Origin of the sequence: Aeromonas sanarellii, assembly GCF_000820085.1 — a bacterium.
Classification (GTDB): Bacteria; Pseudomonadota; Gammaproteobacteria; order Enterobacterales; family Aeromonadaceae; genus Aeromonas; species Aeromonas sanarellii.
In genome coordinates, this window is record NZ_CDBN01000074.1 from 60,303 (window position 1) to 82,383 (window position 22,081).

Here is a 22,081-nt window from a genome sequence, read left to right on the forward strand (position 1 = left end):
GATTATTTCAGAATCATCAGGGGCTTGCCAGTCATTTCCGGCGGTACCGGCACACCCATCAGGGTCAGCATGGTGGGGGCCAGATCGGACAGTTTGCCGCCTTCCACCACCTCGGCCTTGCGACCGAAGTAGATGAGGGGAACGGGCAGATTGGTGTGGGCGGTGTGGGCCTGACCGGTCTCTTCGTCCATCATCTTCTCGGCGTTGCCGTGGTCGGCGGTGATCAGGCACTCGCCACCCACTTCCGCCAGGGCGTCGGTGACGCGACCGATGCAGTGGTCGACCGCTTCACAGGCCTTGACCGCGGCATCGAACACCCCGGTGTGACCAACCATGTCGCCGTTCGGGTAGTTGCAGATGATGACGTCGTACTTGCCGCTCTTGATGGCCGCTACCAGCTTGTCGGTCAGCTCTTCGGAGCTCATTTCCGGCTGCAGGTCATAGGTGGCCACTTTCGGGCTCGCCACGATTTCGCGATCCTCGCCGCTGAAGCAGGCCTCTTCGCCACCGTTGAAGAAGAAGGTGACGTGGGCGTACTTCTCGGTCTCGGAGATGCGCAGCTGGGTCTTGCCCTGCTTGGCCAGCCATTCACCCAGGGTGTTGACCAGGGCGGTGGGCGGGTAGGCACAGGCGGTCTTGATGTCGGCCGCGTACTCGGTCAGCATCACGAAATTCAGGGCCGGGGTGGCGGTGCGGGCGAAGCCGGTGAAGTCGGTATCGACGAAGGCGCGGGTGATCTCGCGGGCGCGGTCGGCACGGAAGTTCATGAAGATGAGGGCATCGCCATCTTCCATCGGTGCAGCGTCGCCGATGCGGGTGGCCTTGACGAACTCGTCGTTCTCGTCGCGGGCATAGGCGGCGGCCAGGGCGTCGGTGGCGCTCTCGGCGGTGAACTCGCCCTTGCCCAAGGTCATCAGATCATAGGCCTGCTGTACGCGATCCCAGCGGTTGTCGCGGTCCATGGCGTAGTAGCGGCCGATCATGGAGGCGAAACGGCCCTTGCCCAGTTTGGCAAACAGGGCGTCGAACAGCTCGATGGAGGACTGGGCACTGCGCGGCGGCACGTCGCGGCCATCCAGGAAGGCGTGGAAGTAGATCTTCTCGGCGCCACGCTTGGCGGCCATCTCGATCATGCCCATGATGTGCTCTTCGTGGCTGTGTACGCCACCCGGGGACATCAGACCCATGATGTGCACGGCCTTGCCCTTGGTCACGGCGGCGTCGACAGCCTTGCCGATCTCGACGTTCTGGAAGAAGACGCCTTCCTGGATGTCCTTGGAGATGCGGGTCAGCTCCTGATAGACGACACGACCGGCACCGATGTTGGTGTGGCCCACTTCGGAGTTGCCCATCTGGCCGTCCGGCAGACCCACGTCCAGGCCGGAGCCGGAGATCAGGGTGCTGGTGTAGTCACGGGCCAGGCGATCCAGGTTGGGGGTCTTGGCGGCAGCGACGGCGTTGTACTCTTGCTTGGTGCTGTAGCCCCAACCGTCCATGATGACCAGAACCAGCGGTTTCTTAGCTGTTGACATAAGGCTATGTCCTCTCGGATAGGAATGAATTGCGGGAAGTGAAACTAGCGTAATATTACTACATCTGCCGAAATAGTCACCTGATAGCCAAGTCCCTCCCCAGCCTCGGTTTTTAACTGTTATCCCGCTGTTTTAGGCATGTTGCTGGCTTGTCTGCCGCGGCGGGTTTTCCTCTGTTTCCCTCCTCTTTTCGACATGGCGCAGCCTCTCGTCCGGCCCGGTTGGAGGAGGAAGAATCGGGGGCAATCCCTGATGGGAGCTTGCTCTCGCTTTGCCGCCAAGATGGCTGATCTTATGCAGGGCCCCATGTATACTCGGGCCCTTGTCTTGGTCCCTGGATAGTAGAAGATGCAAGAGTATTTGGATTTCGCGGCCCGCAACCCGCTGCTGACTGCAGCCTGGCTGGGCCTGGCAGGCACCCTGGTGTATACCACAGTGCGTGCCCGTTTCTCTCCGGTGAAGGCGGTCAACAACCACGCCGCCACCCTGCTGATCAACCGTGAAAATGCCACCGTCGTGGACATCCGCAGTCAGGATGAGTTTGCCAAGGGCCATCTGGCCGGGGCCCATCACCTGCCGCTGACCCAGATCCAGGCGAATAATCTGGGTCCGGTTGAAAAGCACAAGGATGCCCCCATCATAGTGGTGTGCGAGTCGGGGATGACCGCTGGTGGCGCGGGTCGCCAACTGAGCAAGGCCGGTTTCAAGCAGGTGTATGTGCTCAGCGGTGGCATGGCCCAATGGCGTGCAGACAATCTGCCGGTGACCAAAAAACGCTGATTTAAGGGCCTGCGCCCACTCATTATCTTAAAAAGGAATCAAACGAAATGGCTGACGAAATCAACAACCAGGAAGTGCAACCGGAATTCCACATCCAGCGTGTCTACACCAAGGATGTCTCCTTCGAAGCCCCGAATACTCCGCACATCTTCCAGAAAGAGTGGCAGCCGGACGTCAAGCTGGACATGGACACCAAGACCAATGTCCTGGCCGACAGCGTCTATGAAGTGGTGCTGACCCTGACCGTCACCTGCAAGCTGGAAACCGAGACCGCCTTCCTGTGCGAAGTGCAGCAGGCCGGCATCTTCACCATCGGCAACCTGCCTGAGCCGCAACTGGCCCACTGCCTGGCAGCCTTCTGCCCGAACATCCTGTTCCCCTATGCCCGCGAAGCGGTGTCCAACCTGGTGAGCAAGGGTTCCTTCCCGCAGCTGAACCTGGCACCGGTCAACTTCGACGCCCTGTTCGCCCAGCACATGGCGCAGGTACAGGCCCAGCAGGCGACTGCGGAAGCCTGATAATGGCCGACCAGATCGCAATCTCGGTCCTGGGGGCGGGGTCTTATGGCTCCGCCCTTGCCATTTCTCTGGCGCGCAACGGTCATCCGACCCTGCTGTGGGGTCATGACCCCGCCCATGTCGCCGAGCTGGAACAGGATCGCTGCAACAAGGCTTTCCTGCCGGATGTTCCCTTCCCGGCCGATCTGCAACTGACGGCGGATCTGCAGGCTGCGGTGCAAGCCGCTCCCGTGCTGCTGCTGGTGGTGCCGAGCCATGTGTTCGGCGAGGTGCTGGCCCGGGTCAAGCCCTTCCTGCGCCCGGATACCCGGATCGCCTGGGCGACCAAGGGGCTGGAGCCGGACAGCGGTCGTCTGCTGCAGGAGGTGGCGCGGGAGGTGCTGGGGGATGCCATTCCGCTGGCTGTCATCTCTGGCCCCACCTTCGCCCGCGAGCTGGCTGCCGGTCTGCCGACCGCCATCTCGGTGGCCTCCACCCACGACGACTTTGCCGACGATCTCTCCCACCTGCTGCACTGTGGCCGCTCGTTCCGGGTCTATACCAATCCGGACTTTATCGGTCTGCAGCTGGGCGGGGCGGTCAAGAACGTCATCGCCATCGGTGCCGGTCTCTCCGACGGTCTGGGCTTCGGCGCCAACGCCAGAACCGCGCTCATCACCCGGGGGCTGGTTGAGATGCAGCGTCTGGGCGCCGCCCTCGGGGCCGACGCCAAGACCTTCATGGGGATGGCGGGGCTCGGGGATCTGGTGCTGACCTGCACCGACAACCAGTCGCGCAACCGCCGTTTCGGCCTGGCGCTGGGGGCGGGCAAGTCGGTTGACACCGCCATGGCCGAGATAGGCCAGGTGGTGGAAGGCTATCGCAACACCAAGGAGGTGCATCTGCTGGCGGCCCGCTGTGGCGTCGAGATGCCCATCTGCGAGCAGATCTTCAAGGTGCTCTACGAGGGCAAGAACCCGAAAGAGGCGGCCATCGCCCTGCTGTCGCGAGACAAGAAGGACGAGTGATCTGCCTGCCGCAGCATGCAAAAGGCCCCGCCAGTTTAAACTGACGGGGTCTTTTTCATGATGGGGTGGCGCATTCGTTGGATAGCAAAAGGCCCCGCCAGCTGGCGGGGCCTTTTCTTTGCCGCATGTCTTAACCAGAAGGGCAGCAAATCAGTAGTAGGAGTGGTCGCCGCGCTGGTGCTCGGTGGCATCTTTCACGCCGTTAAGCTCGCCTGGGAATTTCTCCAGCAGCTGCTTCTCGATCCCCTCTTTCAGGGTGTAGTCGACCATGGAGCAACCGTTGCAACCGCCGCCGAACTGCAGGATGGCCAGTTTGTCGTCGGTCAGCTCGACCAGGGTGACCTTGCCGCCGTGACCGGCCAGCATGGGGTTCACCTCGGACATCAGCACGTATTCGATGCGATCGATCAGGGGGGCGTCATCGGCCACCTTGCGCATCTTGGCGTTGGGCGCCTTCAGGGTGAGCTGGGAACCCATCTGATCGGTGACGAAGTCGATGGTGGCATCCACCAGGAAGGGGGCGCTCAGGGGATCGACCAGGCAGTCGAAGCCGCTGAAGGGCAGGTGCTGATCTTCCGGATCGACCGCGTCGGGTGGGCAATAGGATACGCCGCACTCGGCATTCTGGGTTCCCGGATTGACCACAAACACCCGGATGTTGGTGCCATCAGGCTGCTTCTCCAGCAACTTGCGGAAGTGGGCCTGGGCGGTGTCGGAAATGCTGATCATCACTATCCTCATAAACCTGAGTGTACGACTAGGGTATTCATGATAACTCGCTTGGCGGGGCTTGGGTAGCGTGCCGATGGCGAGCTTGTGAGCTTGGGCGTATCGGAATCATGCCGCCTCCAGTCTCGTCGGCCGGTTCCGCGCCAGGCTATGCGGGGTGTCTGAGGGTACGGCAGATGGCCCACACCTCCACCCTGGTGACGCCGCTCTCATGGAGCAACCGGGTGAGCTGACCTGCGGTCGCTCCCGTGGTCACCACATCGTCGAGCAGTGCCACATGCCGGTAGTGGTGAGGCGCCATCTCAAAGGCGCCGCGCAGATTGCGCCGCCGCTGGCCGGCACTGAGCCGGGTCTGCTGCGGGGTTGCCCTGACCCGGCGCAACAAGCGGCTGTCACAGGGAATGCCGGTGAGCTCGCTCAGGGCCCGGCCTATCTCCTCTGCCTGGTTGAAGCCACGCCACCACTGGCGCCACCAGTGCAGGGGGACCGGAATGATGGCCTGTGGCGGGTCATCGAGATTAAGGTGGTCGGCCAGCACTCGGGCAAGCAGCGGCGCGAGCAGGATCTGACCGGAATATTTCAGCCGGGGGACGAGCAGGGAGTAGGGTGCCCGGTAGTCGCCAATCACCTGCAGCCGCTGCCAGGGGGGCGGACGGCGCTGGCAACGTCCGCACACCAGGTCGCTCTCTGCATATTGCTCCGGTAGCGGTGCCGCACACAGCCGGCACTGCCAGCCATCCTGGTGCAGGGCCTGCCGGCACCAGGAGCACAGCAGAGGCGCCTCGTCACAGGGTTGGCGGCAGAGCAGGCACAGACCCAGCCAGTCGGCCCGGGTGCCGAGGATCGGACTTGCTTTGGCGAGCAGCCGCTTTAACATGCAGGCTCCAAGCAGATAAACAGGGATCTTGAGTCTAGATGAGCGTATCGGTTGAGCGGTTTGGCCAGGGCCCGGACCTGGTGTTGTTGCATGGTTGGGGCATGAACGGGGCCGTCTGGCACGGTATCGCCCAAGAACTGGCTACCCACTACCGCCTGCATCTGGTGGACCTGCCCGGCTTTGGCAACAGCCCCCTGCAAGAAGGGATAGACTACACCCTGCCCTGGCTGGTAGAGCAGGTGGCGGCCATATTGCCTGAAAAATGCCATCTGCTCGGCTGGTCCCTCGGTGGTCTGGTGGCGAGCCAGTTGGCGCTGACCATGCCTGAGCGCCTCCACTCCCTCATCACGGTAGCCAGCTCCCCCTGCTTCCTGGCCCGGGATGAATGGCCGGGCATAGCTCCCAAGGTGCTGGCGGGGTTCAACCAGATGCTGGCGGGCGACTTCATGCAGACCATAGAGCGCTTCCTCGCGATCCAGGCCATGGGCAGCGAACACGCCAGGAACGACATTCGCCAGCTGCGCCACTGGCTGGCGGAGCGGCCAGCCCCCCGGCTTGCCGCCCTGGAGGCGGGTCTCGGCCTGTTGGCCGAGGTCGATCTGCGGGATCAACTGATCGGCCTGGATCTGCCCTGGCTGCGCCTCTATGGCAGGCTGGATACCCTGGTGCCCAAGGCGGCCATTCCGCTGCTGGACGAGCGCTATCCCGGAAGCCGGAGCCGGGTACTGGACAAGGCCTCCCATGCCCCCTTCATTTCTCACCCCGAGCATTTCATCACCCTGCTGCGACAGTTCATTGGCTGAGATTTGAGCGACTGGCTTCAATAATGCCCCGGGTTGGTGGATAATTGGCCAACCCCATAGAGGAGTGTGCCAATGCGTATCGAATCAGCCATGACGGCGGGCGTGCAGGGATTCCAGCGGGCGGAGCAGTTGGCCGGCCAGGCTTCCAGCCAGATTGCCCGTCTCAATACCCCCGCCGGTGAGCGGGTGGAGCTGCCCGAGGAGCTGGTGAACCTCAAGGTGGCCGAGCTGCATGCCGGCGCCTCCGCCAAGGTGATCCAGACCGCCAGCGACATGCTGGGCACCCTGATCGATATCCGGGTGTGACATGAGCATCCAAGTCGGGCTGCCACCCCTTGTCGCCAGTCAACTGCAATCGCAGTCGGTATGGACGGGCAGCATGATCGGTATCCGGGTGTGAGATGAATATCAACGTCAGCCTGCCGTCGCTCATTCCCAACCAGCTGCAGCCGCAGACGGAATCGGCACAGACTGACAACCGCCGCGCGGAGCTGGTGCCTCCCAGCCGCCAGAGCGAGGCCTTCGGTGCCGAATCCGGCGTCGGCTCCCAGAAAGAGAGAACCCGAGCCGCCCAGGCCAATCCCGCTACCCCATCCCCGTCGACGAAAGAGAGTGGCCAGGCCGATCCCGCGCCGGTGGCGCACCGTTTTGTCGAGGCAACGGGGGAGGAGGGGGAGCGTCGACAACGCCAGAATGGCGAACAGCAGGAGCAGCAGAAGCAGCAGCGTCAGGTGGCTGCGCTGGTCGAGCGGGATCTCGAGGTGCGCAAGCACGAGCAGGCACACCAGGCGGTCGGCGGTGAGCATGCGGGCAGCCCCAGCTACCAGTTTTCCCGTGGGCCGGATGGCAAGCGCTATGCCACCGGGGGAGAGGTCGCCATCGACATCGGCACTATCCCCGGGGATCCGGCAGCGACCATCGCCAAGATGCAGCAGGTGCGTGCCGCCGCGCTGGCGCCGGATGAGCCGTCGTCACAGGATCTGAGCGTGGCCCGCGCCGCTTCCGCCAAGGAGGCCAGGGCCCGCCAGGAGCTGATGGTGCTCAGGCAGGAAGCCATGGGGCCGCTCGGTGCCTACATGGACAATCGCAACCAGGTGATTGCCAGGCACTATCAGCAAGCGGTGAGGCCGGCGCCTCCCCACAGCCTGAGTCAGGACGTCTGAACAGGTCGTCGCTGAGGGTGGTGCAGAGATGAAAAAGCCCCTTTCGGGGCTTTTTGCATTTTCAGGGGCCTATTTCTTCAGCCTGGAGAGGGCGGCGGCGAAGGCATTGCCCATGGCGCCCTCGGTCGGGGGGCTCTGGCGTGGTGCCGGTTTCGGCTTGGCATTGCCAGTGTGGCGCGGCTCGGCCGGTTTGCGCGCCGGCTGGCCGGCCTTCTCGTCCAGACGCATGGTCAGGCTGATGCGTTTGCGCGGTGCGTCGACTTCCAGCACCTTGACCCGGACGATGTCGCCGGCCTTGACCACCTCGCGGGGATCCTTGACGAAGCGGTCGGTCAGGGAGGAGATATGCACCAGGCCGTCCTGATGAACGCCGATGTCGACGAAGGCGCCGAAGTTGGTGACGTTGGTGACTACCCCCTCCAGCACCATCTCGGGCACCAGGTCGCTGATTTTCTCCACCCCTTCCTTGAAGGTGGCGGTCTTGAACTCGGGGCGCGGGTCGCGGCCCGGCTTGTCCAGCTCGCCGATGATGTCGGTGACGGTGGGCACCCCGAACTGCTCGTCCGTGTAGTCGGAAGGCTTGAGGGTGCGCAGCAGGCTGCTGTTGCCGAGCAGGCTGTCGACGGTCTGCTCCAGTTTGGTCAGGATCCGCTCCACCACGGGGTAGGACTCCGGGTGCACCGCCGAGCCGTCCAGCGGGTTGCTGCCGCCACGAATGCGCAGGAAGCCGGCACACTGCTCGAACGCCTTGGGTCCGAGGCGGCTGACTTTCAGCAACTGCTGGCGGCTCTTGAAGGCGCCGTGCTCGTCCCGGTAGGCGACGATGTTCTGGGCCAGGGTCTGGGAGAGGCCTGATACCCGGTTCAGCAGGGCGACCGAGGCGGTATTCACATCCACACCCACCGCGTTCACGCAATCCTCGACCACCGCATCGAGCCGGCGGGCCAGCTGGCTCTGGCCGACGTCGTGCTGGTACTGGCCGACGCCGATGCTCTTGGGGTCTATCTTGACCAGCTCGGCCAGGGGATCCTGCAGGCGACGGGCGATGGAGACGGCGCCGCGCAGGGAAACGTCGAGATCCGGGAACTCCTGGGAGGCGAGCTCGGAGGCGGAGTAGACCGAGGCCCCGGCCTCGCTCACCACTATCTTCTGGGCCTTGGCGGCCGGGTAGCGCTCGAACAGGTCGCTCACCAGGCGGTCGGTCTCCCGGGAAGCGGTGCCGTTGCCGATGCTGATGAGTTCGACCCTGTGCTTCTGGCACAGATCGCTCAGGGTTTTGAGGCTCTGGTCCACCTGGCGCTTGGGTTCGAACGGATAGATGGTCGCGGTATCGACCAGCTTGCCGGTGGCATCCACCACCGCCACCTTGACCCCGGTGCGGATGCCCGGATCCAGCCCCATGGTGCAGCGCATGCCGGCCGGCGCCGCCATCAGCAGATCCTTGAGGTTCATGGCGAATACCTTGATCGCCTCCTCTTCTGCCGACTCGCGGATGCGGCCGATGAGCTCGGTCTCCATCTGGAGCGATAGCTTGATCTTCCAGGTCCAGCTCACCACCCCCTGCAGCCACTTGTCGGCCGGGCGGTGTTGCAGGTTGAGCCTGAGGTGATGGGCGATGATCCCTTCGCAGGGGCTGGCGCTCTCATCGTCGCCGGCAACCAGCGCCAGGTTGAGGATCCCCTCGTTGCGGCCGCGCAGCATGGCCAGCACCCGGTGGGAGGGGGCCTTGTGCAGGGGTTCGTCGTGCTCGAAGTAATCCTTGAACTTGGCCCCTTCCTGCTCCTTGCCTGCCACCACGCGGGCACGCAGGGTGGCGTTCTGCCACAGGTAGTCTCGCAGCTTCTCCAGCAGATCCGCCTGCTCGGCGAAGCGCTCCATCAGGATGTAGCGGGCGCCGTCGAGGGCGGCCTTGCCGTCGGTGATCCCCTGCTCGGCATTGAGGAAGCGAACCGCCTCCTGCTCGGGATCTTTCATGGGGTCGCCCAGCAGCAGGTCGGCCAGCGGTTCCAGCCCCGCCTCGATGGCCATCTGCCCCTTGGTGCGGCGCTTGGGCTTGTAGGGGAGGTAGAGATCTTCGAGCCGGGTCTTGCTGTCGGCCTCGTTCAGCTCGCGGGCCAGCTCGGGGGTCAGCTTGCCCTGCTCCTCGATGGAGCGGAGGATCACCTGGCGGCGATCCGCCAGTTCGCGCAGGTAGCCGAGGCGGCTTTCCAGGGTGCGCAGCTGGCTGTCGTCCAGACCGCCGGTCACCTCTTTGCGGTAACGGGCGATGAAGGGAACGGTGGCGCCTTCGTCCAGCAGGCGAACGGCGGCCTGCACCTGTTCCGGGCGGGCATTCAGCTCACCGGCAATCTGATGTTCTATTACGTGGCTTTGCATCGAGGGTCTCTTGGTCGGGTCCTGTCTAACTGGCCAGCGCGGGGCGATGTCGCCGTACAGGGGGTCTGTCCTAGCGGTACTCAAGGTACCAGCCAGGCCGCTGCCGCGCGGGCCGGTTGGCGCTGCAAGGCGCCGGGTGTGAGCACTATATGGGGTCGGGCAGCGGGATGCCACTCCGGCAAAAACGACGTGTGTCATACCCGGTGGGCGGGCATGTTGGGTCTCTCCTAGCCTCGTCAGCCGATTTCGCAGTCTGGGCCGGCGCTGGCTTATTTGGGATAGCTGATCTCATTGACGTACCAGCAGGCGTCACCCACTGGCGTACGCACCATGGCCTCGTCGCCCACCTCCTTCTTGAGCAGGGCGCGGGCCATGGGGGAGTCGATGGAGATGTAGTCCTTGCGACCGAAGATCTCGTCGTAGCCGACGATGCGAAAGCGCTTGGCCTCGCCTTCGTCGTTCTCGACCTCGACCCAGGCGCCGAAGAACACCCTGCCCTCCTGGGAGGGGGAGTAGTCGACTATGGTCAGCTCTTCCAGGCACTTGCGCAGGTAGCGAACCCGGCGGTCGATCTCCCGCAGGCGCTTCTTGTTGTACTGGTAGTCGGCATTCTCGCTGCGATCGCCGAGGCTGGCCGCCCAGGCCACCTTCTTGGTGACGTCTGGCCTCTCCTCCCGCCAGAGCATGTCGTGCTCCTGCCTGAGCCGGTTGTAGCCTTCACGGGTAATGAGTTTGGTTTTCATGGGGTTATCACTCCCTGGCGCATTGCATCTGTTTGCCCGGGATCTTAGCCATTGCCGCCGCCCTGTCGAGCAAAAAGCGCGGCCGGAGCAGGGCTGGCAGAAGCGTAGAGAGCCCGTCCAGCCCGGATACAGGGTAATAACCGGTAACATATTTATGCTTTGTGGTTGCAGGGACGCGCCCTAGTATGAGCGAAGACAGAGAGGAGAGGCGGCAATGAGTCAGCAATACAAGGTCCTGGTGGTCGACGACGACCTGAAATTACGCTCCCTGCTGGAGCGCTACCTCACCGAACAGGGGTTCGTGGTGCGGGGCGTCGCCAACGGGGAGCAGGCCGGTCGCCTGCTGACCCGTGAAAACTTCAGCCTGATGGTGCTGGACCTGATGCTGCCCGGGGAAGACGGTCTCTCCATCTGCCGCCGCCTGCGCGAGGCGGGCAACCAGATCCCGGTGCTGATGCTCACTGCCAAGGGGGACGAGGTGGATCGCATCGTCGGGCTGGAGATGGGGGCCGACGACTACCTGCCCAAGCCGTTCAATCCGCGGGAGCTGCTGGCCCGGATCCGCGCCGTGCTGCGCCGCCACACCGTCGAGCTGCCCGGGGCGCCCTCCGCGGCCGAGAAGATGGTGAGCTTTGGCAGCTATCAGCTCAACCTGGCGACCCGGGAGCTGAGCCGGGACGGCGAGCCGGTCTCGCTGACCAGCGGCGAATTTGCGGTGCTCAAGGTGCTGGTGAGCCATCCCCGCGAGCCGCTCTCCCGCGACAAGCTGATGAATCTGGCGAGGGGGCGCGAGTACACCGCCACCGAGCGCAGCATAGACGTGCAGGTCTCCCGCCTTCGCCGCCTGCTGGAGCAGGACCCGGCCCAGCCCCGTTACCTGCAGACCGTCTGGGGTCTGGGCTATGTGTTCGTGCCGGACGGTGAGAACGCATGAAGAAGGTGGGCAGCATGTTTTCCCGCATGCTCTGGTTTCTGGCCGCCGTGCTGGTGGTCTATCAGTTTGTCTCCTACGCCACCTTCTACAACTACCTGCTGGCGCCCACCGTCAAGCAGATCAGTCACCTGCTGGCCAACCAGGTCAAGCTCATCTTCCCGGTGGACAACAGTCAGCTGGCCCTGAGCGAAGATGCCGAGGCGCTGGTCTATGTGGCGACCGGCAGCGACATCTACACCCAGACAGAGGCGGAGCAGCACGGGCTGAACGACTCCAAACCCTATCCCTATCTGGAGGAGAGCATCAGCCGCGAGCTGGGGGGCAAGACCAGGGTGCGGGTCGAGATCCAGGATCACTACATCATCTGGATCCAGCCGCCCCAGGCCAGCCAGATGTGGGTGCGTATTCCGCTGACCGAGATCGAGGATGACGACATAGAGCCGCTCATCCTCTACATGAGCGTGCTGCTGGTGGTGACCCTGTTCGCGGCCTGGCGCTTCGCCCGCCAGCTGGTGCGACCGCTGGAGGATCTCGAGGCGGGGGCCGTGGCGGTGGCCCGAGGCCACTTCCCCGATGCGCTGGACGAGCAGGGCTCTCGTGAGGTGCGCCGCCTGACCCGCACCTTCAATCACATGTCCAGCTCCATCAAGGGGCTGATCGAGGAGCGAAATCTGATGATGGCGGGGGTGTCCCACGATCTGCGCACGCCCCTGACCCGCATCCGCCTGGCCACCGAGATGATGTCTTCCGAGGATGAGTATCTCAAGGAGAGCATCAATGCGGACATCGACGAGTCGAACGGCATCATCGATCAGTTCATCGACTACATCCGGCCGAGCGAGGGGCTGGATGCCCATCCCGTCGACCTGACCCGGCTGATCCACGATGCGCTCCTGATGCAGACCGATCAGGGGTTGGAGGTGGAGGTGCTGTTACCTGAGGCGGCGGTGCGGGTCGTCTGTCACCCCATCAGCATGCGCCGCATCCTCAACAACCTGTCGGGCAATGCGCTGCGCTATGGTGCGACCCGGCTGCAGGCCGAGCTCAGGGATGACGGTCACTGGGTACGGCTGCGACTCTCTGACAACGGCCCGGGGATAGCAGAAGAGGACTACTCCCGGGTGCTCAAGCCCTTTACCCAGGGCAATGTGGCCCGCACCGGCGGGGGCAGCGGCCTGGGGCTGGCCATCGTCGCCAAGATAGTCTCCCAGCATCACGGCACCATCAGGCTGGGACGATCCGAGCTGGGGGGCCTGCTGGTGGAGATCCGGCTACCCAAGAATCAGCCGCTGGAGTGGATGGACTGAGCGAAGGGCGTATCCATGGATACGCCCTTTGCATGTCAGGCTTGCGGCTCGTTTGTCTTACGGTAGCGCCTGCCATATTTCAGCTGCTGGATCAGCAGGGCTGCGACGATAAGCGCCAGCCCGATGGGGGTGGCCGGGTGGATGGTTTCGCCGATCAACAGGTTGAGCAACACCAGGGAGGCAAACGGCGAGATGAAGATTAGGTTGCTGATGGGCGCAGTGTTGGTGGCATGGCGCAGCGCCATCAGCCAGAGCACGAAGCCGAAACCCATCTCGAACAGCCCCACATAGATGGCGCCGGCCCATCCCTGCCAGGCGGTCATGGCGAAGTCGGAGAGCAGCCAGGTCGCGGCGACGATGAAGGGCAGGCTGATAAGGAAGCCGAGCAGCAGGCTGACGACGGGATCCCCCTGATTGCGGGTGTTGAGGATCCAGTAGCCGGCCCAGATAAGCGTCGAGACCAGGGCCAGCGTCACCCCGATCGGGCTGTCGAACTGCAGGCCGAACACATCCCCCCTGGTGGCGATCACCAGGGCCCCGAAGTAACCGAGCACGATGGCGACACAGTCGCGGCGGCGTAGCGTCTGACCGAGGAAGGGGACGGCCAGCAGACTGAGGGTGATGGCCCAGGTGTAGTTGAGGGTCTGGGCCTGCTGGGCCGGCAGCAGGTCATAGGCCTTGAACAGCAGCAGGTAATAGAGGAAGGGATTCAAGACCCCCTGCGCCAGATAGTAGAGGGGGCGGCCCTTGATGTAGCCGAGCATTAGCGGCAGTTTGCCCTGGTAGGCAACGATCACCCCCAGCGTCAGGGTGGAGGTACAGGCCGCGACCAGCAGCAGTTGAACCGGCTCGAAGTAGGCAAGGGAGATCTTGAAGGCGCTGGCGACCGTCGACCAGAGGGCGACGGCGCAGAGCCCGTACTGGTAGGCTTTTTTCTGATTCTTGAGCATAGGGATGATTCCGCAGACAGAGGCGAGGACGCAGTCTATCAGCCCGTTTGCAACATTGTCGTTACCGGTTTTCGAGGGGTGAGCGAGGATGCGCCACGAGATCCATCCGCCACACAAAATTGCGCACAATCTGTCCGCCTTCTCTTGCGTGAATTGAAAAAATCCGTATAATCCCCTCCGCTTGCCCATGAGGCAGCCAGACGATATGTCTGCTTGCTGAGCTTCCCGTTTACGTGTCGCCAGCCATACAGTCCTCCCGATATGGGAGGAAACGTGAAAAATCGCACCTCTGGCGGGAGTAATCTCGGTCGGGCGGTGTTGATTTATGTTCTTTTATCTATTGGAGCTCTGTCAATGCAGAACCAAAGAATCCGTATCCGCCTGAAGGCTTTTGATCATCGCCTGATCGATCAATCCACTGCGGAAATCGTTGAAACTGCAAAGCGCACTGGCGCGCAGGTTCGCGGTCCTATCCCGCTGCCGACTCGCAAAGAGCGTTTCACCGTTCTGATCTCCCCGCACGTCAACAAGGACGCGCGTGATCAGTACGAGATCCGCACTCACAAGCGTCTGGTAGACATCGTTGAACCGACTGACAAGACCGTTGACGCTCTGATGCGTCTGGATCTGGCAGCTGGTGTAGACGTCCAGATCAGCCTGGGTTAATTACGGAAAGAGGTTGATAACAATGACAATCGGTCTTGTAGGTCGCAAAGTGGGTATGACTCGCATCTTCACTGAAGATGGCGTTTCTATCCCGGTGACTGTTATCGAAGTTGAAGCTAACCGTGTAACTCAGGTCAAATCTGTAGAAACCGACGGCTACAACGCTATTCAGGTTACCACTGGCTCCAAGAAAGCCAGCCGCGTAACCAAGCCGGAAGCTGGCCACTTCGCCAAAGCTGGTGTAGAAGCCGGTCGCGGTCTGTGGGAATTCCGCCTGAACAACGGTGAAACTTTCACTGTTGGTAGCGAGCTGAAAGTAGATCTTCTCGCTGACGTTAAGCTGGTAGACGTTACCGGCACATCCAAGGGTAAAGGTTTTGCCGGTACTGTTAAGCGCTGGAACTTCCGCACCCAGGATATGACCCACGGTAACTCCCTGTCCCACCGTGTACCTGGCTCCATCGGTCAAAACCAGACCCCGGGCCGTGTATTCAAGGGCAAGAAGATGGCTGGTCACATGGGTGCTGAGCGTGTAACGACTCAGAACCTGGAACTGGTTCGTGTTGACGCTGAACGCAACCTGCTGCTCATCAAAGGCGCAGTACCGGGTGCAACCAACGGCAACGTGATCGTCAAACCTGCCGTCAAAGCGTAACGTCTGAGGAGATAGTAATGGAATTGGTAATGAAAGACGCCAAGAGCGCTCTTGAAGTTTCCGAGACTACCTTCGGGCGCGAATTCAACGAAGCTCTGGTTCACCAGGTTGTCGTTGCATATGCCGCTGGTGCCCGTCAGGGTACTCGTGCGCAGCTGACTCGCTCTGAAGTGTCTGGTGGCGGCAAAAAGCCGTGGCGTCAGAAGGGTACTGGTCGTGCCCGTGCTGGCTCCATCCGTTCGCCCATCTGGCGTTCCGGTGGTGTGACCTTTGCTGCTAAGCCGCAAGATCACAGCCAGAAAGTAAACAAGAAGATGTACCGCGGCGCTATCCGTAGCATCCTGTCCGAGCTGGTACGTCAAGAGCGCCTGATCGTTGTTGAGAAGTTCGGCATCGAAGCGCCGAAGACCAAAGAACTGATCGCCAAGCTGAAAGAAATGGAACTGACTGACGTTCTGATCGTGACTGCTGAAGTCGATGAGAACCTGTTCCTGGCTGCTCGTAACCTGTACAAGGTCGACGTGCGTGACGTTGCCGGTATCGACCCGGTCAGCCTGATCGCTTTCGACAAGGTTCTGATGACTGCTGACGCAGTTAAGCAAATCGAGGAGATGCTGGCATGATCCGTGAAGAGCGTCTGCTGAAAGTTCTGAAGGCTCCGCACATCTCTGAAAAGAGCACCATGGTCGCAGAAAAGCAGAACACTATCGTGTTCAAAGTTGCTGTTGATGCCACCAAGGCGGAAGTCAAAGCTGCAGTTGCGAAACTGTTCGAGGTCGAAGTTGAGACCGTCCGTACCCTGAACATGAAGGGTAAGACCAAGCGCGCAGGTGCACGCGTAGGCCGTCGTTCCGATTGGAAAAAGGCTTATGTGACCCTGAAAGCTGGTCAGGACATCGACTTCATGGGCGCAGCCGAGTAAGAGGAGTTCTGAAAAATGGCAATCGTTAAGTGCAAGCCTACTTCTCCGGGCCGCCGCCACGTCGTCAAGATCGTCAACCAAGAGCTGTACAAGGGTAAGCCCTTCGCAGCCCTGCTGGACAAGAAAGACAAGACCGGTGGTCGTAACAACAACGGTCGTATCACCACTCGCCACATCGGCGGTGGTCACAAGCAACACTACCGTCTGATCGACTTCAAGCGCGACAAAGACGGCATTCCGGCCAAAGTTGAGCGTCTGGAATACGATCCTAACCGTACCGCAAACATCGCCCTGGTGCTGTATGCAGACGGTGAGCGTCGTTACATCCTGGCTCCGAAAGGCCTGAAAGCTGGTGATGCAATCGCCTCTGGTGCTGATGCTGCCATCAAGGTGGGTAACACCCTGCCGATGCGCAACATCCCGGTCGGTTCTACCGTTCACGCCGTCGAGATGAAGCCTGGTAAAGGTGCCCAGCTGGCTCGTTCCGCTGGTACTTTCATCCAGATCCTGGCTCGTGAAGGTAACTATGTAACTCTGCGTCTGCGTTCCGGCGAAGTACGTAAAGTTCTGGCCGAGTGCCGCGCTACCATCGGTGAAGTGGGTAACTCCGAGCACATGCTGCGTCAACTGGGTAAAGCCGGTGCAAACCGCTGGCGTGGTATTCGTCCGACCGTTCGCGGTATGGCGATGAACCCGGTTGATCACCCGCACGGTGGTGGTGAGGGTCGTAACAAGGGCATGCAGCCTGTGTCCCCATGGGGCCAGAAGGCTAAGGGCTTCAAGACCCGTAAGAACAAGCGTACCGACAAGTACATCGTACGTCGTCGTAACAAGTAATTGTTAACATAGAGGAATCACCATGCCACGTTCTCTCAAGAAGGGTCCATTTATCGACCTGCACTTGCTGAAGAAGGTAGAGAAAGCGGTGGAAAGCGGGGATAAAAAGCCGGTTAAGACCTGGTCCCGTCGTTCAATGATCATCCCGAACATGATCGGTTTGACCATCGCTGTCCATAATGGTCGTCAGCACGTTCCGGTTTTCGTTACCGAAGAAATGATCGGTCACAAACTGGGTGAATTCGCACCGACTCGTACTTATCGCGGCCATGCTGCTGATAAGAAGGCTAAGAAGCGCTAAGGGATAAATGATGGAAGCTATCGCTAAACACCGTTATGCCCGTACTTCTGCCCAGAAAGCTCGTCTGGTAGCCGATCAAGTACGTGGTCTGTCCGTAGACAAGGCTCTGAACATCCTGACCTTCAGCCCGAAAAAGGCTGCTGTTCTGGTGAAGAAAGTGCTGGAATCTGCCATTGCCAACGCTGAGCACAACGAAGGTGCCGATATCGACACCCTGCGTGTTGCCACCATCATGGTAGACGAAGGTCCCTCCATGAAGCGCATCCGCCCGCGTGCCAAAGGTCGCGCGGATCGTATCCTCAAGCGTACCGCTCACATCACTGTAGTGGTATCCGACGCTAAGGCTGGGAGATAAGCAATGGGTCAGAAAGTACATCCTAATGGCATTCGCCTGGGTATTACCAAGCCTTGGAATTCTACCTGGTTCGCGAACACCAAAGACTTCGCTGACAACCTGTACAGCGATTTCCAAGTACGCCAGTTCCTGACCAAGGAGCTGAAAAACGCTTCCTTGTCCAAGATCACCATCGAGCGTCCGGCCAAGAGCATCCGTGTGACCATTCACACCGCTCGTCCGGGTGTCGTGATCGGCAAGAAAGGCGAAGACGTTGAGAAACTGCGCAAAGCCGTAGCCGCAATTGCTGGCGTGCCTGCTCAGATCAACATTTCCGAAGTCCGCAAGCCGGAGCTGGATGGCAAACTGGTTGCCGACAGCATCACTTCTCAGCTGGAACGTCGCGTAATGTTCCGTCGCGCCATGAAGCGCGCCGTACAGAACGCCATGCGTCTGGGTGCCAAGGGCATCAAGGTAGAAGTATCCGGTCGTCTGGGCGGCGCTGAAATCGCGCGTACCGAATGGTACCGTGAAGGTCGTGTGCCCCTGCACACCCTGCGTGCCGACATCGACTACGCAACTTCTGAAGCCCACACCACTTACGGTGTGATCGGCGTCAAAGTTTGGATCTTCAAGGGCGAAGTTCTGGGCGGTCTGGCTGCAGTCAATGCTGCCGCAGCTCAAGAGCAAGCTCCTGCAAAGCCCAAGCGTGACAACAAGCGCCGCGCTGCTAAGTAAGGAGATTCGGTAAATGTTGCAACCTAAGCGTACTAAATTCCGCAAGACCCACAAGGGTCGTAACCGCGGTCTGGCCAATGCCGGTAACGAAGTATCCTTCGGTACCTTTGGCCTGAAGGCGACATCTCGTGGTCAGCTGACTGCTCGTCAAATCGAAGCAGCCCGTCGTGCCATGACCCGTCACGTTAAGCGTCAAGGCAAGATCTGGATCCGTGTGTTCCCGGACAAGCCCATCACCGAAAAGCCCCTCGAAGTTCGTATGGGTAAAGGTAAGGGTAACGTGGAATACTGGGTTTGCCCGATCCAGCCTGGCAAGGTTCTGTACGAGATGGATGGTGTACCTGAGGCTCTGGCGCGTGAAGCGTTTGCCCTGGCCGCAGCTAAGCTGTCCGTTCAGACCACTTTCGTAATTAAGACGGTGATGTGATGAAAGCCCAAGATCTGCGTCAAAAGAGCGTCGAAGAACTGAACCAGGAGCTGCTGGGTCTGCTGCGTGAGCAATTCAACATGCGCATGCAAGCTTCCACCGGCCAACTGGCTCAGACTCACACTCTGAAACAAGTGCGTCGTGACGTCGCACGTATCAAGACTGTACTGACTGAGAAGGCAGGTGCGTAATGACTGACAAGATCCGTACTCTGCAAGGTCGTGTAATCAGCGACAAGATGGACAAGTCCATCACCGTCGCCATCGAGCGCAAGGTAAAGCACCCGATCTACGGTAAGATCATCAAGCGTACTACCAAGCTGCACGTGCATGACGAGAACAACGAGTGCAAGGCTGGCGACCTCGTGGAAATCCGCGAATGCCGCCCGCTGTCCAAGACCAAGTCCTGGACCCTGGTTGCTGTCGTAGAAAAGGCCTAATTCGGTACTTTCTAGCCCAAACGGCCCCCCATCGGGGCCGTTTGTTTTTTAGGCTACCTTTTCAAAAACAGCTGTGTTATAGTTTCGCGCCTTTTGAAGGCAGCCAGATCCCATCAGGGATAAGAAGTAAACAAAGCGGAGCACTAAGATGATCCAGATGCAAAGTATGCTGGGTGTTGCCGACAACTCCGGCGCTCGCAGTGTAATGTGTATTAAGGTTCTGGGTGGTTCGCACCGCCGTTACGCCGGCATCGGCGACATCATCAAGGTTTCCATCAAGGAAGCCATTCCTCGCGGTAAAGTGAAGAAAGGTGATGTGTATAACGCGGTGGTCGTACGCACCCGTAAAGGCGTTCGTCGTCCGGACGGCTCTGTCATCCGTTTCGACAACAATGCGGCTGTGTTGCTTAACAACAACCAACAGCCAATCGGTACTCGTATTTTTGGCCCGGTGACCCGTGAACTCCGTAACGAGAAGTTCATGAAGATTGTGTCCCTGGCACCCGAAGTACTGTAAGGAGTCGAACGATGGCAGCTAAAATCCGTCGCGAAGACGAAGTAATTGTTCTTACCGGCAAAGACAAGGGCAAGCGTGGCAAAGTCACTCAAGTTCTGATTGCCAAAGGTAAGGTAATCGTGGAAGGCATCAACCAGGTGAAGAAACACCAGAAGCCGGTACCCGCACTGGGTCAGGCTGGCGGTATCGTCACCAAAGAAGCCCCCATCGATGTATCTAACGTAGCGCTGTTCAACTCTGCCACTGGCAAGGCTGACCGCGTTGGTTTCCGGATTGAAGACGGCAAGAAAGTCCGTTTCTTCAAATCCACCGGCGAACTTGTGAAGTAATTGGAGTTTAACGATGGCGAAACTGCATGATTACTACAAATCCGATGTAGTAAATGAACTGACCAAGCAGTTCGGTTACAAGACTATCATGCAAGTCCCTCGGATCGAGAAAATCACCCTGAACATGGGTGTTGGTGAAGCGATCTCTGACAAGAAGTTGCTGGAAAATGCCGCTGCCGACATGGCTGCCATTTCCGGTCAGAAACCGCTGATCACCAAAGCACGCAAATCTGTTGCGGGCTTCAAGATTCGTGAAGGCTACCCGATAGGTTGTAAAGTAACCCTGCGTGGCGAGCGTATGTGGGAGTTCCTGGAACGGCTGATTTGCATCTCCGTACCGCGTATCCGTGACTTCCGTGGTCTGAACGCCAAGGCGTTCGATGGCCGTGGTAACTACTCCATGGGCGTGCGTGAGCAAATCATCTTCCCGGAAATCGACTATGACAAGGTCGATCGCGTCCGTGGTCTGGATATCACCATCACCACTTCCGCGAATACCGACGAAGAAGGCCGTGCTCTGCTGGCTGCCTTTAACTTCCCATTCCGCAAGTAAGGTTAGGGTTATGGCTAAAACATCCATGAAAGCGCGCGAAGCTAAGCGTGCGAAGCTGGCAGCCAAGTACGCCACCAAGCGTACCGAGCTGAAAGCTATCATCGTTGATATGAACGCTTCTGAAGAAGCGCGTTGGGACGCTGTCTTGCAACTGCAACAGCTGCCCCGTGATTCCAGTCCGTCCCGCCAGCGTAACCGTTGCAATATTACTGGTCGTCCGCACGGTTTCCTGCGCAAGTTTGGCCTGTCCCGCATCAAGGTGCGTGAGCATGCCATGAAGGGCGAAATTCCGGGCCTCAAAAAGGCCTCTTGGTAAGAATCTCGGGAGTTAGACTATGAGCATGCAAGATCCGATCGCGGATATGCTGACCCGCATCCGTAACGGTCAGGCGGCGAGCAAAGTTGCGGTTTCCATGCCTTCTTCCAAGCTGAAAGTGGCTATCGCCAAAGTGCTGAAAGAAGAAGGTTACATCGCTGGCTACAACGTAGCTGGTGACGTGAAGCCGGAACTGGAAATCGAACTGAAGTATTTCCAGGGCAAGCCGGTTGTAGAACTGATCCAACGCGTGAGCCGTCCCGGCCTGCGTATTTACAAGCGCACTACTGATCTGCCGAAAGTCATGGGCGGTCTCGGTGTTGCTATCGTGTCCACGTCTAAAGGTGTGATGACCGACCGTGCTGCCCGCAAGGCAAGCATGGGTGGTGAGATCATCTGCTACGTCGCTTAATAGGAGGTCGGAAATGTCTCGCGTTGCTAAGGCACCCGTCACTATTCCTGCTGGCGTAGAGGTGACTCTGAACGGTCAGGAACTGTCCATCAAAGGTGGTAAAGGTTCCCTGGTTCGTTCCATCCACGCCGGTGTAGAAGTGACCAAAGAAGACAATGTACTGAAGTTCGCCCCGCGCGACGGCATCGCTGGTGCTGACGCTCAGGCCGGTACTGCCCGTGCATTGGTCAACAACATGGTAGTCGGTGTTACCCAAGGCTTCGAGCGCAAGCTGCAGCTGGTTGGTGTAGGTTACAAAGCCTCCATCAAGGGCAATGCTGTTGCGCTGGCACTGGGCTTCTCTCACCCGGTAGAGCATGCGCTGCCGGCTGGTGTCACCGCTGAATGTCCGTCCGCCACCGAAATCGTTCTGCGTGGTGTGGACAAGCAGCTGGTTGGCCAAGTCGCCGCCGATATCCGTGCTTACCGCGCTCCGGAGCCCTACAAGGGCAAGGGTGTACGCTATGCCAACGAGCAAGTGCGTACTAAAGAAGCTAAGAAGAAGTAAGGTAACACTATGGACAAGAAAGCAGCTCGTCTCCGTCGTGCTACTCGTGCTCGGAAAAAGATGCAGGAACTGGGAGCTACCCGTCTGGTTGTTCACCGTACCCCGCGTCATATCTATGCGCAGGTTATTGCAGCCAACGGTTCCGAAGTTCTGGCCTCTGCTTCCACAGTAGAGAAGGCCATCAGTGAAGCTCTGAAATACACCGGTAACGCAGACGCTGCTACCGCTGTAGGTAAAGCAATCGCTGAGCGTGCCATTGCCAAAGGCGTTCAGAACGTATCTTTCGATCGTTCCGGTTTCAAGTATCACGGTCGTGTAGCCGCTCTGGCTGCCGCTGCTCGTGACGCTGGTCTTCAGTTCTAAGCTAGG

The 22,081-nt window shown here is 60.1% G+C and carries 32 protein-coding genes; 26 read left to right on the forward strand and 6 right to left on the reverse strand.

The window, feature by feature from the left end; all coding sequences use genetic code 11:
- Positions 1 to 2 precede the first annotated feature (2 nt).
- The gene (gpmM, locus tag BN1132_RS14330) at positions 3 to 1,532 is read right to left on the reverse strand and encodes a 2,3-bisphosphoglycerate-independent phosphoglycerate mutase (RefSeq protein WP_042078413.1); all 1,530 of its coding nucleotides are present in this window, start codon (positions 1,530 to 1,532) and stop codon (positions 3 to 5) included.
- Between the two features lie 348 nt (positions 1,533 to 1,880).
- Between gpmM and BN1132_RS14335 the strand changes: the two genes are divergently transcribed.
- From BN1132_RS14335 to gpsA, 3 genes are read left to right on the forward strand one after another with little or no spacing between them, the layout of a single operon-like run.
- Entirely contained in the window at positions 1,881 to 2,312 is a 432-nt protein-coding gene (locus BN1132_RS14335; protein ID WP_042078414.1) for a rhodanese-like domain-containing protein, read from the forward strand.
- 47 nt (positions 2,313 to 2,359) lie between these two features.
- On the forward strand, positions 2,360 to 2,830 hold the full coding sequence (secB, locus tag BN1132_RS14340; protein WP_010672547.1) for a protein-export chaperone SecB: 471 nt from the start codon (positions 2,360 to 2,362) through the stop codon (positions 2,828 to 2,830).
- A gap of 2 nt (positions 2,831 to 2,832) precedes the next feature.
- Complete coding sequence (gene gpsA, locus BN1132_RS14345; protein ID WP_042078415.1) at positions 2,833 to 3,837, forward strand: NAD(P)H-dependent glycerol-3-phosphate dehydrogenase; 1,005 nt, start codon at positions 2,833 to 2,835, stop codon at positions 3,835 to 3,837.
- 150 nt (positions 3,838 to 3,987) lie between these two features.
- Here the strand turns inward: gpsA and nfuA are convergent, their stop codons facing one another.
- Entirely contained in the window at positions 3,988 to 4,566 is a 579-nt protein-coding gene (gene nfuA / locus BN1132_RS14350) for a Fe-S biogenesis protein NfuA (protein WP_010672549.1), read from the reverse strand.
- Positions 4,567 to 4,714: 148 nt separating this feature from the next.
- Entirely contained in the window at positions 4,715 to 5,443 is a 729-nt protein-coding gene (locus BN1132_RS14355; RefSeq protein ID WP_042078417.1) for a ComF family protein, read from the reverse strand.
- Positions 5,444 to 5,481: 38 nt separating this feature from the next.
- Here BN1132_RS14355 and bioH point away from each other — a divergent pair, with 38 nt between their 5' ends.
- The 3 genes from bioH (at position 5,482) to BN1132_RS14370 (ending at position 7,409) form a co-directional block, all read left to right on the forward strand.
- Positions 5,482 to 6,246, forward strand: coding sequence for a pimeloyl-ACP methyl ester esterase BioH (gene bioH / locus BN1132_RS14360; protein ID WP_042078419.1), 765 nt, complete (start codon positions 5,482 to 5,484; stop codon positions 6,244 to 6,246).
- Positions 6,247 to 6,318: 72 nt separating this feature from the next.
- Complete coding sequence (locus BN1132_RS14365) at positions 6,319 to 6,552, forward strand: hypothetical protein (protein WP_042078420.1); 234 nt, start codon at positions 6,319 to 6,321, stop codon at positions 6,550 to 6,552.
- 95 nt (positions 6,553 to 6,647) lie between these two features.
- Entirely contained in the window at positions 6,648 to 7,409 is a 762-nt protein-coding gene (locus BN1132_RS14370; RefSeq protein ID WP_042078421.1) for a putative metalloprotease CJM1_0395 family protein, read from the forward strand.
- 69 nt (positions 7,410 to 7,478) lie between these two features.
- Here BN1132_RS14370 and BN1132_RS14375 read toward each other — a convergent pair whose 3' ends face one another.
- Positions 7,479 to 9,785: a Tex family protein gene (locus BN1132_RS14375; protein ID WP_042078422.1), complete on the reverse strand. Its 2,307-nt coding sequence runs from the start codon at positions 9,783 to 9,785 to the stop codon at positions 7,479 to 7,481.
- Between the two features lie 269 nt (positions 9,786 to 10,054).
- Complete coding sequence (gene greB, locus BN1132_RS14380) at positions 10,055 to 10,528, reverse strand: transcription elongation factor GreB (protein WP_042078424.1); 474 nt, start codon at positions 10,526 to 10,528, stop codon at positions 10,055 to 10,057.
- 214 nt (positions 10,529 to 10,742) lie between these two features.
- Between greB and ompR the strand changes: the two genes are divergently transcribed.
- Together ompR and envZ are read left to right on the forward strand one after the other, a co-directional pair.
- Positions 10,743 to 11,462, forward strand: a complete 720-nt coding sequence (ompR, locus tag BN1132_RS14385; protein WP_042078425.1) for an osmolarity response regulator transcription factor OmpR — start codon at positions 10,743 to 10,745, stop codon at positions 11,460 to 11,462.
- A complete protein-coding gene (envZ, locus tag BN1132_RS14390; protein ID WP_042078426.1) occupies positions 11,459 to 12,769 on the forward strand; it encodes a two-component system sensor histidine kinase EnvZ in 1,311 nt (436 codons plus the stop codon). The genes ompR and envZ overlap by 4 nt, the downstream gene beginning before the upstream one ends.
- 35 nt (positions 12,770 to 12,804) lie before the next feature.
- Here the strand turns inward: envZ and BN1132_RS14395 are convergent, their stop codons facing one another.
- Entirely contained in the window at positions 12,805 to 13,719 is a 915-nt protein-coding gene (locus BN1132_RS14395; RefSeq protein WP_042078428.1) for a DMT family transporter, read from the reverse strand.
- Between the two features lie 354 nt (positions 13,720 to 14,073).
- Here BN1132_RS14395 and rpsJ point away from each other — a divergent pair, with 354 nt between their 5' ends.
- From rpsJ to rplR, 18 genes are all read left to right on the forward strand, one after another.
- Positions 14,074 to 14,385 (forward strand): 30S ribosomal protein S10, encoded by a 312-nt coding sequence (gene rpsJ / locus BN1132_RS14400; RefSeq protein WP_005307944.1) that lies wholly within the window; start codon positions 14,074 to 14,076, stop codon positions 14,383 to 14,385.
- Positions 14,386 to 14,407: 22 nt separating this feature from the next.
- Positions 14,408 to 15,040: a 50S ribosomal protein L3 gene (rplC, locus tag BN1132_RS14405; protein WP_005307947.1), complete on the forward strand. Its 633-nt coding sequence runs from the start codon at positions 14,408 to 14,410 to the stop codon at positions 15,038 to 15,040.
- Positions 15,041 to 15,057: 17 nt separating this feature from the next.
- Positions 15,058 to 15,663, forward strand: coding sequence for a 50S ribosomal protein L4 (gene rplD / locus BN1132_RS14410; RefSeq protein WP_005340616.1), 606 nt, complete (start codon positions 15,058 to 15,060; stop codon positions 15,661 to 15,663).
- Positions 15,660 to 15,962 (forward strand): 50S ribosomal protein L23, encoded by a 303-nt coding sequence (gene rplW, locus BN1132_RS14415; RefSeq protein ID WP_005307955.1) that lies wholly within the window; start codon positions 15,660 to 15,662, stop codon positions 15,960 to 15,962. Before rplD ends, rplW begins: the two co-directional genes overlap by 4 nt.
- Positions 15,963 to 15,977: 15 nt before the next feature.
- On the forward strand, positions 15,978 to 16,799 hold the full coding sequence (gene rplB, locus BN1132_RS14420) for a 50S ribosomal protein L2 (RefSeq protein WP_041209710.1): 822 nt from the start codon (positions 15,978 to 15,980) through the stop codon (positions 16,797 to 16,799).
- Between the two features lie 22 nt (positions 16,800 to 16,821).
- Entirely contained in the window at positions 16,822 to 17,100 is a 279-nt protein-coding gene (rpsS, locus tag BN1132_RS14425) for a 30S ribosomal protein S19 (RefSeq protein WP_005307960.1), read from the forward strand.
- Between the two features lie 10 nt (positions 17,101 to 17,110).
- Positions 17,111 to 17,455: a 50S ribosomal protein L22 gene (gene rplV / locus BN1132_RS14430; protein ID WP_010672561.1), complete on the forward strand. Its 345-nt coding sequence runs from the start codon at positions 17,111 to 17,113 to the stop codon at positions 17,453 to 17,455.
- Between the two features lie 3 nt (positions 17,456 to 17,458).
- Positions 17,459 to 18,172 carry a 30S ribosomal protein S3 gene (gene rpsC / locus BN1132_RS14435; protein ID WP_005331168.1) on the forward strand — a complete coding sequence of 238 codons (714 nt, stop codon included), beginning with the start codon at positions 17,459 to 17,461 and terminating at the stop codon, positions 18,170 to 18,172.
- Positions 18,173 to 18,185: 13 nt separating this feature from the next.
- Positions 18,186 to 18,599, forward strand: coding sequence for a 50S ribosomal protein L16 (rplP, locus tag BN1132_RS14440; protein WP_010672562.1), 414 nt, complete (start codon positions 18,186 to 18,188; stop codon positions 18,597 to 18,599).
- On the forward strand, positions 18,599 to 18,790 hold the full coding sequence (rpmC, locus tag BN1132_RS14445) for a 50S ribosomal protein L29 (RefSeq protein ID WP_005307965.1): 192 nt from the start codon (positions 18,599 to 18,601) through the stop codon (positions 18,788 to 18,790). The genes rplP and rpmC overlap by 1 nt, the downstream gene beginning before the upstream one ends.
- Positions 18,790 to 19,038 (forward strand): 30S ribosomal protein S17, encoded by a 249-nt coding sequence (gene rpsQ / locus BN1132_RS14450; protein ID WP_005307966.1) that lies wholly within the window; start codon positions 18,790 to 18,792, stop codon positions 19,036 to 19,038. The genes rpmC and rpsQ overlap by 1 nt, the downstream gene beginning before the upstream one ends.
- A gap of 148 nt (positions 19,039 to 19,186) precedes the next feature.
- Entirely contained in the window at positions 19,187 to 19,555 is a 369-nt protein-coding gene (rplN, locus tag BN1132_RS14455; RefSeq protein ID WP_005307975.1) for a 50S ribosomal protein L14, read from the forward strand.
- Positions 19,556 to 19,566: 11 nt separating this feature from the next.
- Entirely contained in the window at positions 19,567 to 19,884 is a 318-nt protein-coding gene (rplX, locus tag BN1132_RS14460; RefSeq protein ID WP_005307977.1) for a 50S ribosomal protein L24, read from the forward strand.
- 13 nt (positions 19,885 to 19,897) lie between these two features.
- Positions 19,898 to 20,437, forward strand: a complete 540-nt coding sequence (gene rplE, locus BN1132_RS14465) for a 50S ribosomal protein L5 (protein ID WP_005307978.1) — start codon at positions 19,898 to 19,900, stop codon at positions 20,435 to 20,437.
- 10 nt (positions 20,438 to 20,447) lie between these two features.
- Positions 20,448 to 20,753, forward strand: coding sequence for a 30S ribosomal protein S14 (gene rpsN / locus BN1132_RS14470; RefSeq protein WP_042078430.1), 306 nt, complete (start codon positions 20,448 to 20,450; stop codon positions 20,751 to 20,753).
- A gap of 19 nt (positions 20,754 to 20,772) precedes the next feature.
- Entirely contained in the window at positions 20,773 to 21,165 is a 393-nt protein-coding gene (gene rpsH, locus BN1132_RS14475) for a 30S ribosomal protein S8 (RefSeq protein ID WP_010672564.1), read from the forward strand.
- Between the two features lie 13 nt (positions 21,166 to 21,178).
- A complete protein-coding gene (rplF, locus tag BN1132_RS14480; RefSeq protein WP_010672565.1) occupies positions 21,179 to 21,712 on the forward strand; it encodes a 50S ribosomal protein L6 in 534 nt (177 codons plus the stop codon).
- A gap of 9 nt (positions 21,713 to 21,721) precedes the next feature.
- On the forward strand, positions 21,722 to 22,075 hold the full coding sequence (rplR, locus tag BN1132_RS14485) for a 50S ribosomal protein L18 (protein WP_010672566.1): 354 nt from the start codon (positions 21,722 to 21,724) through the stop codon (positions 22,073 to 22,075).
- Positions 22,076 to 22,081 lie beyond the last annotated feature (6 nt).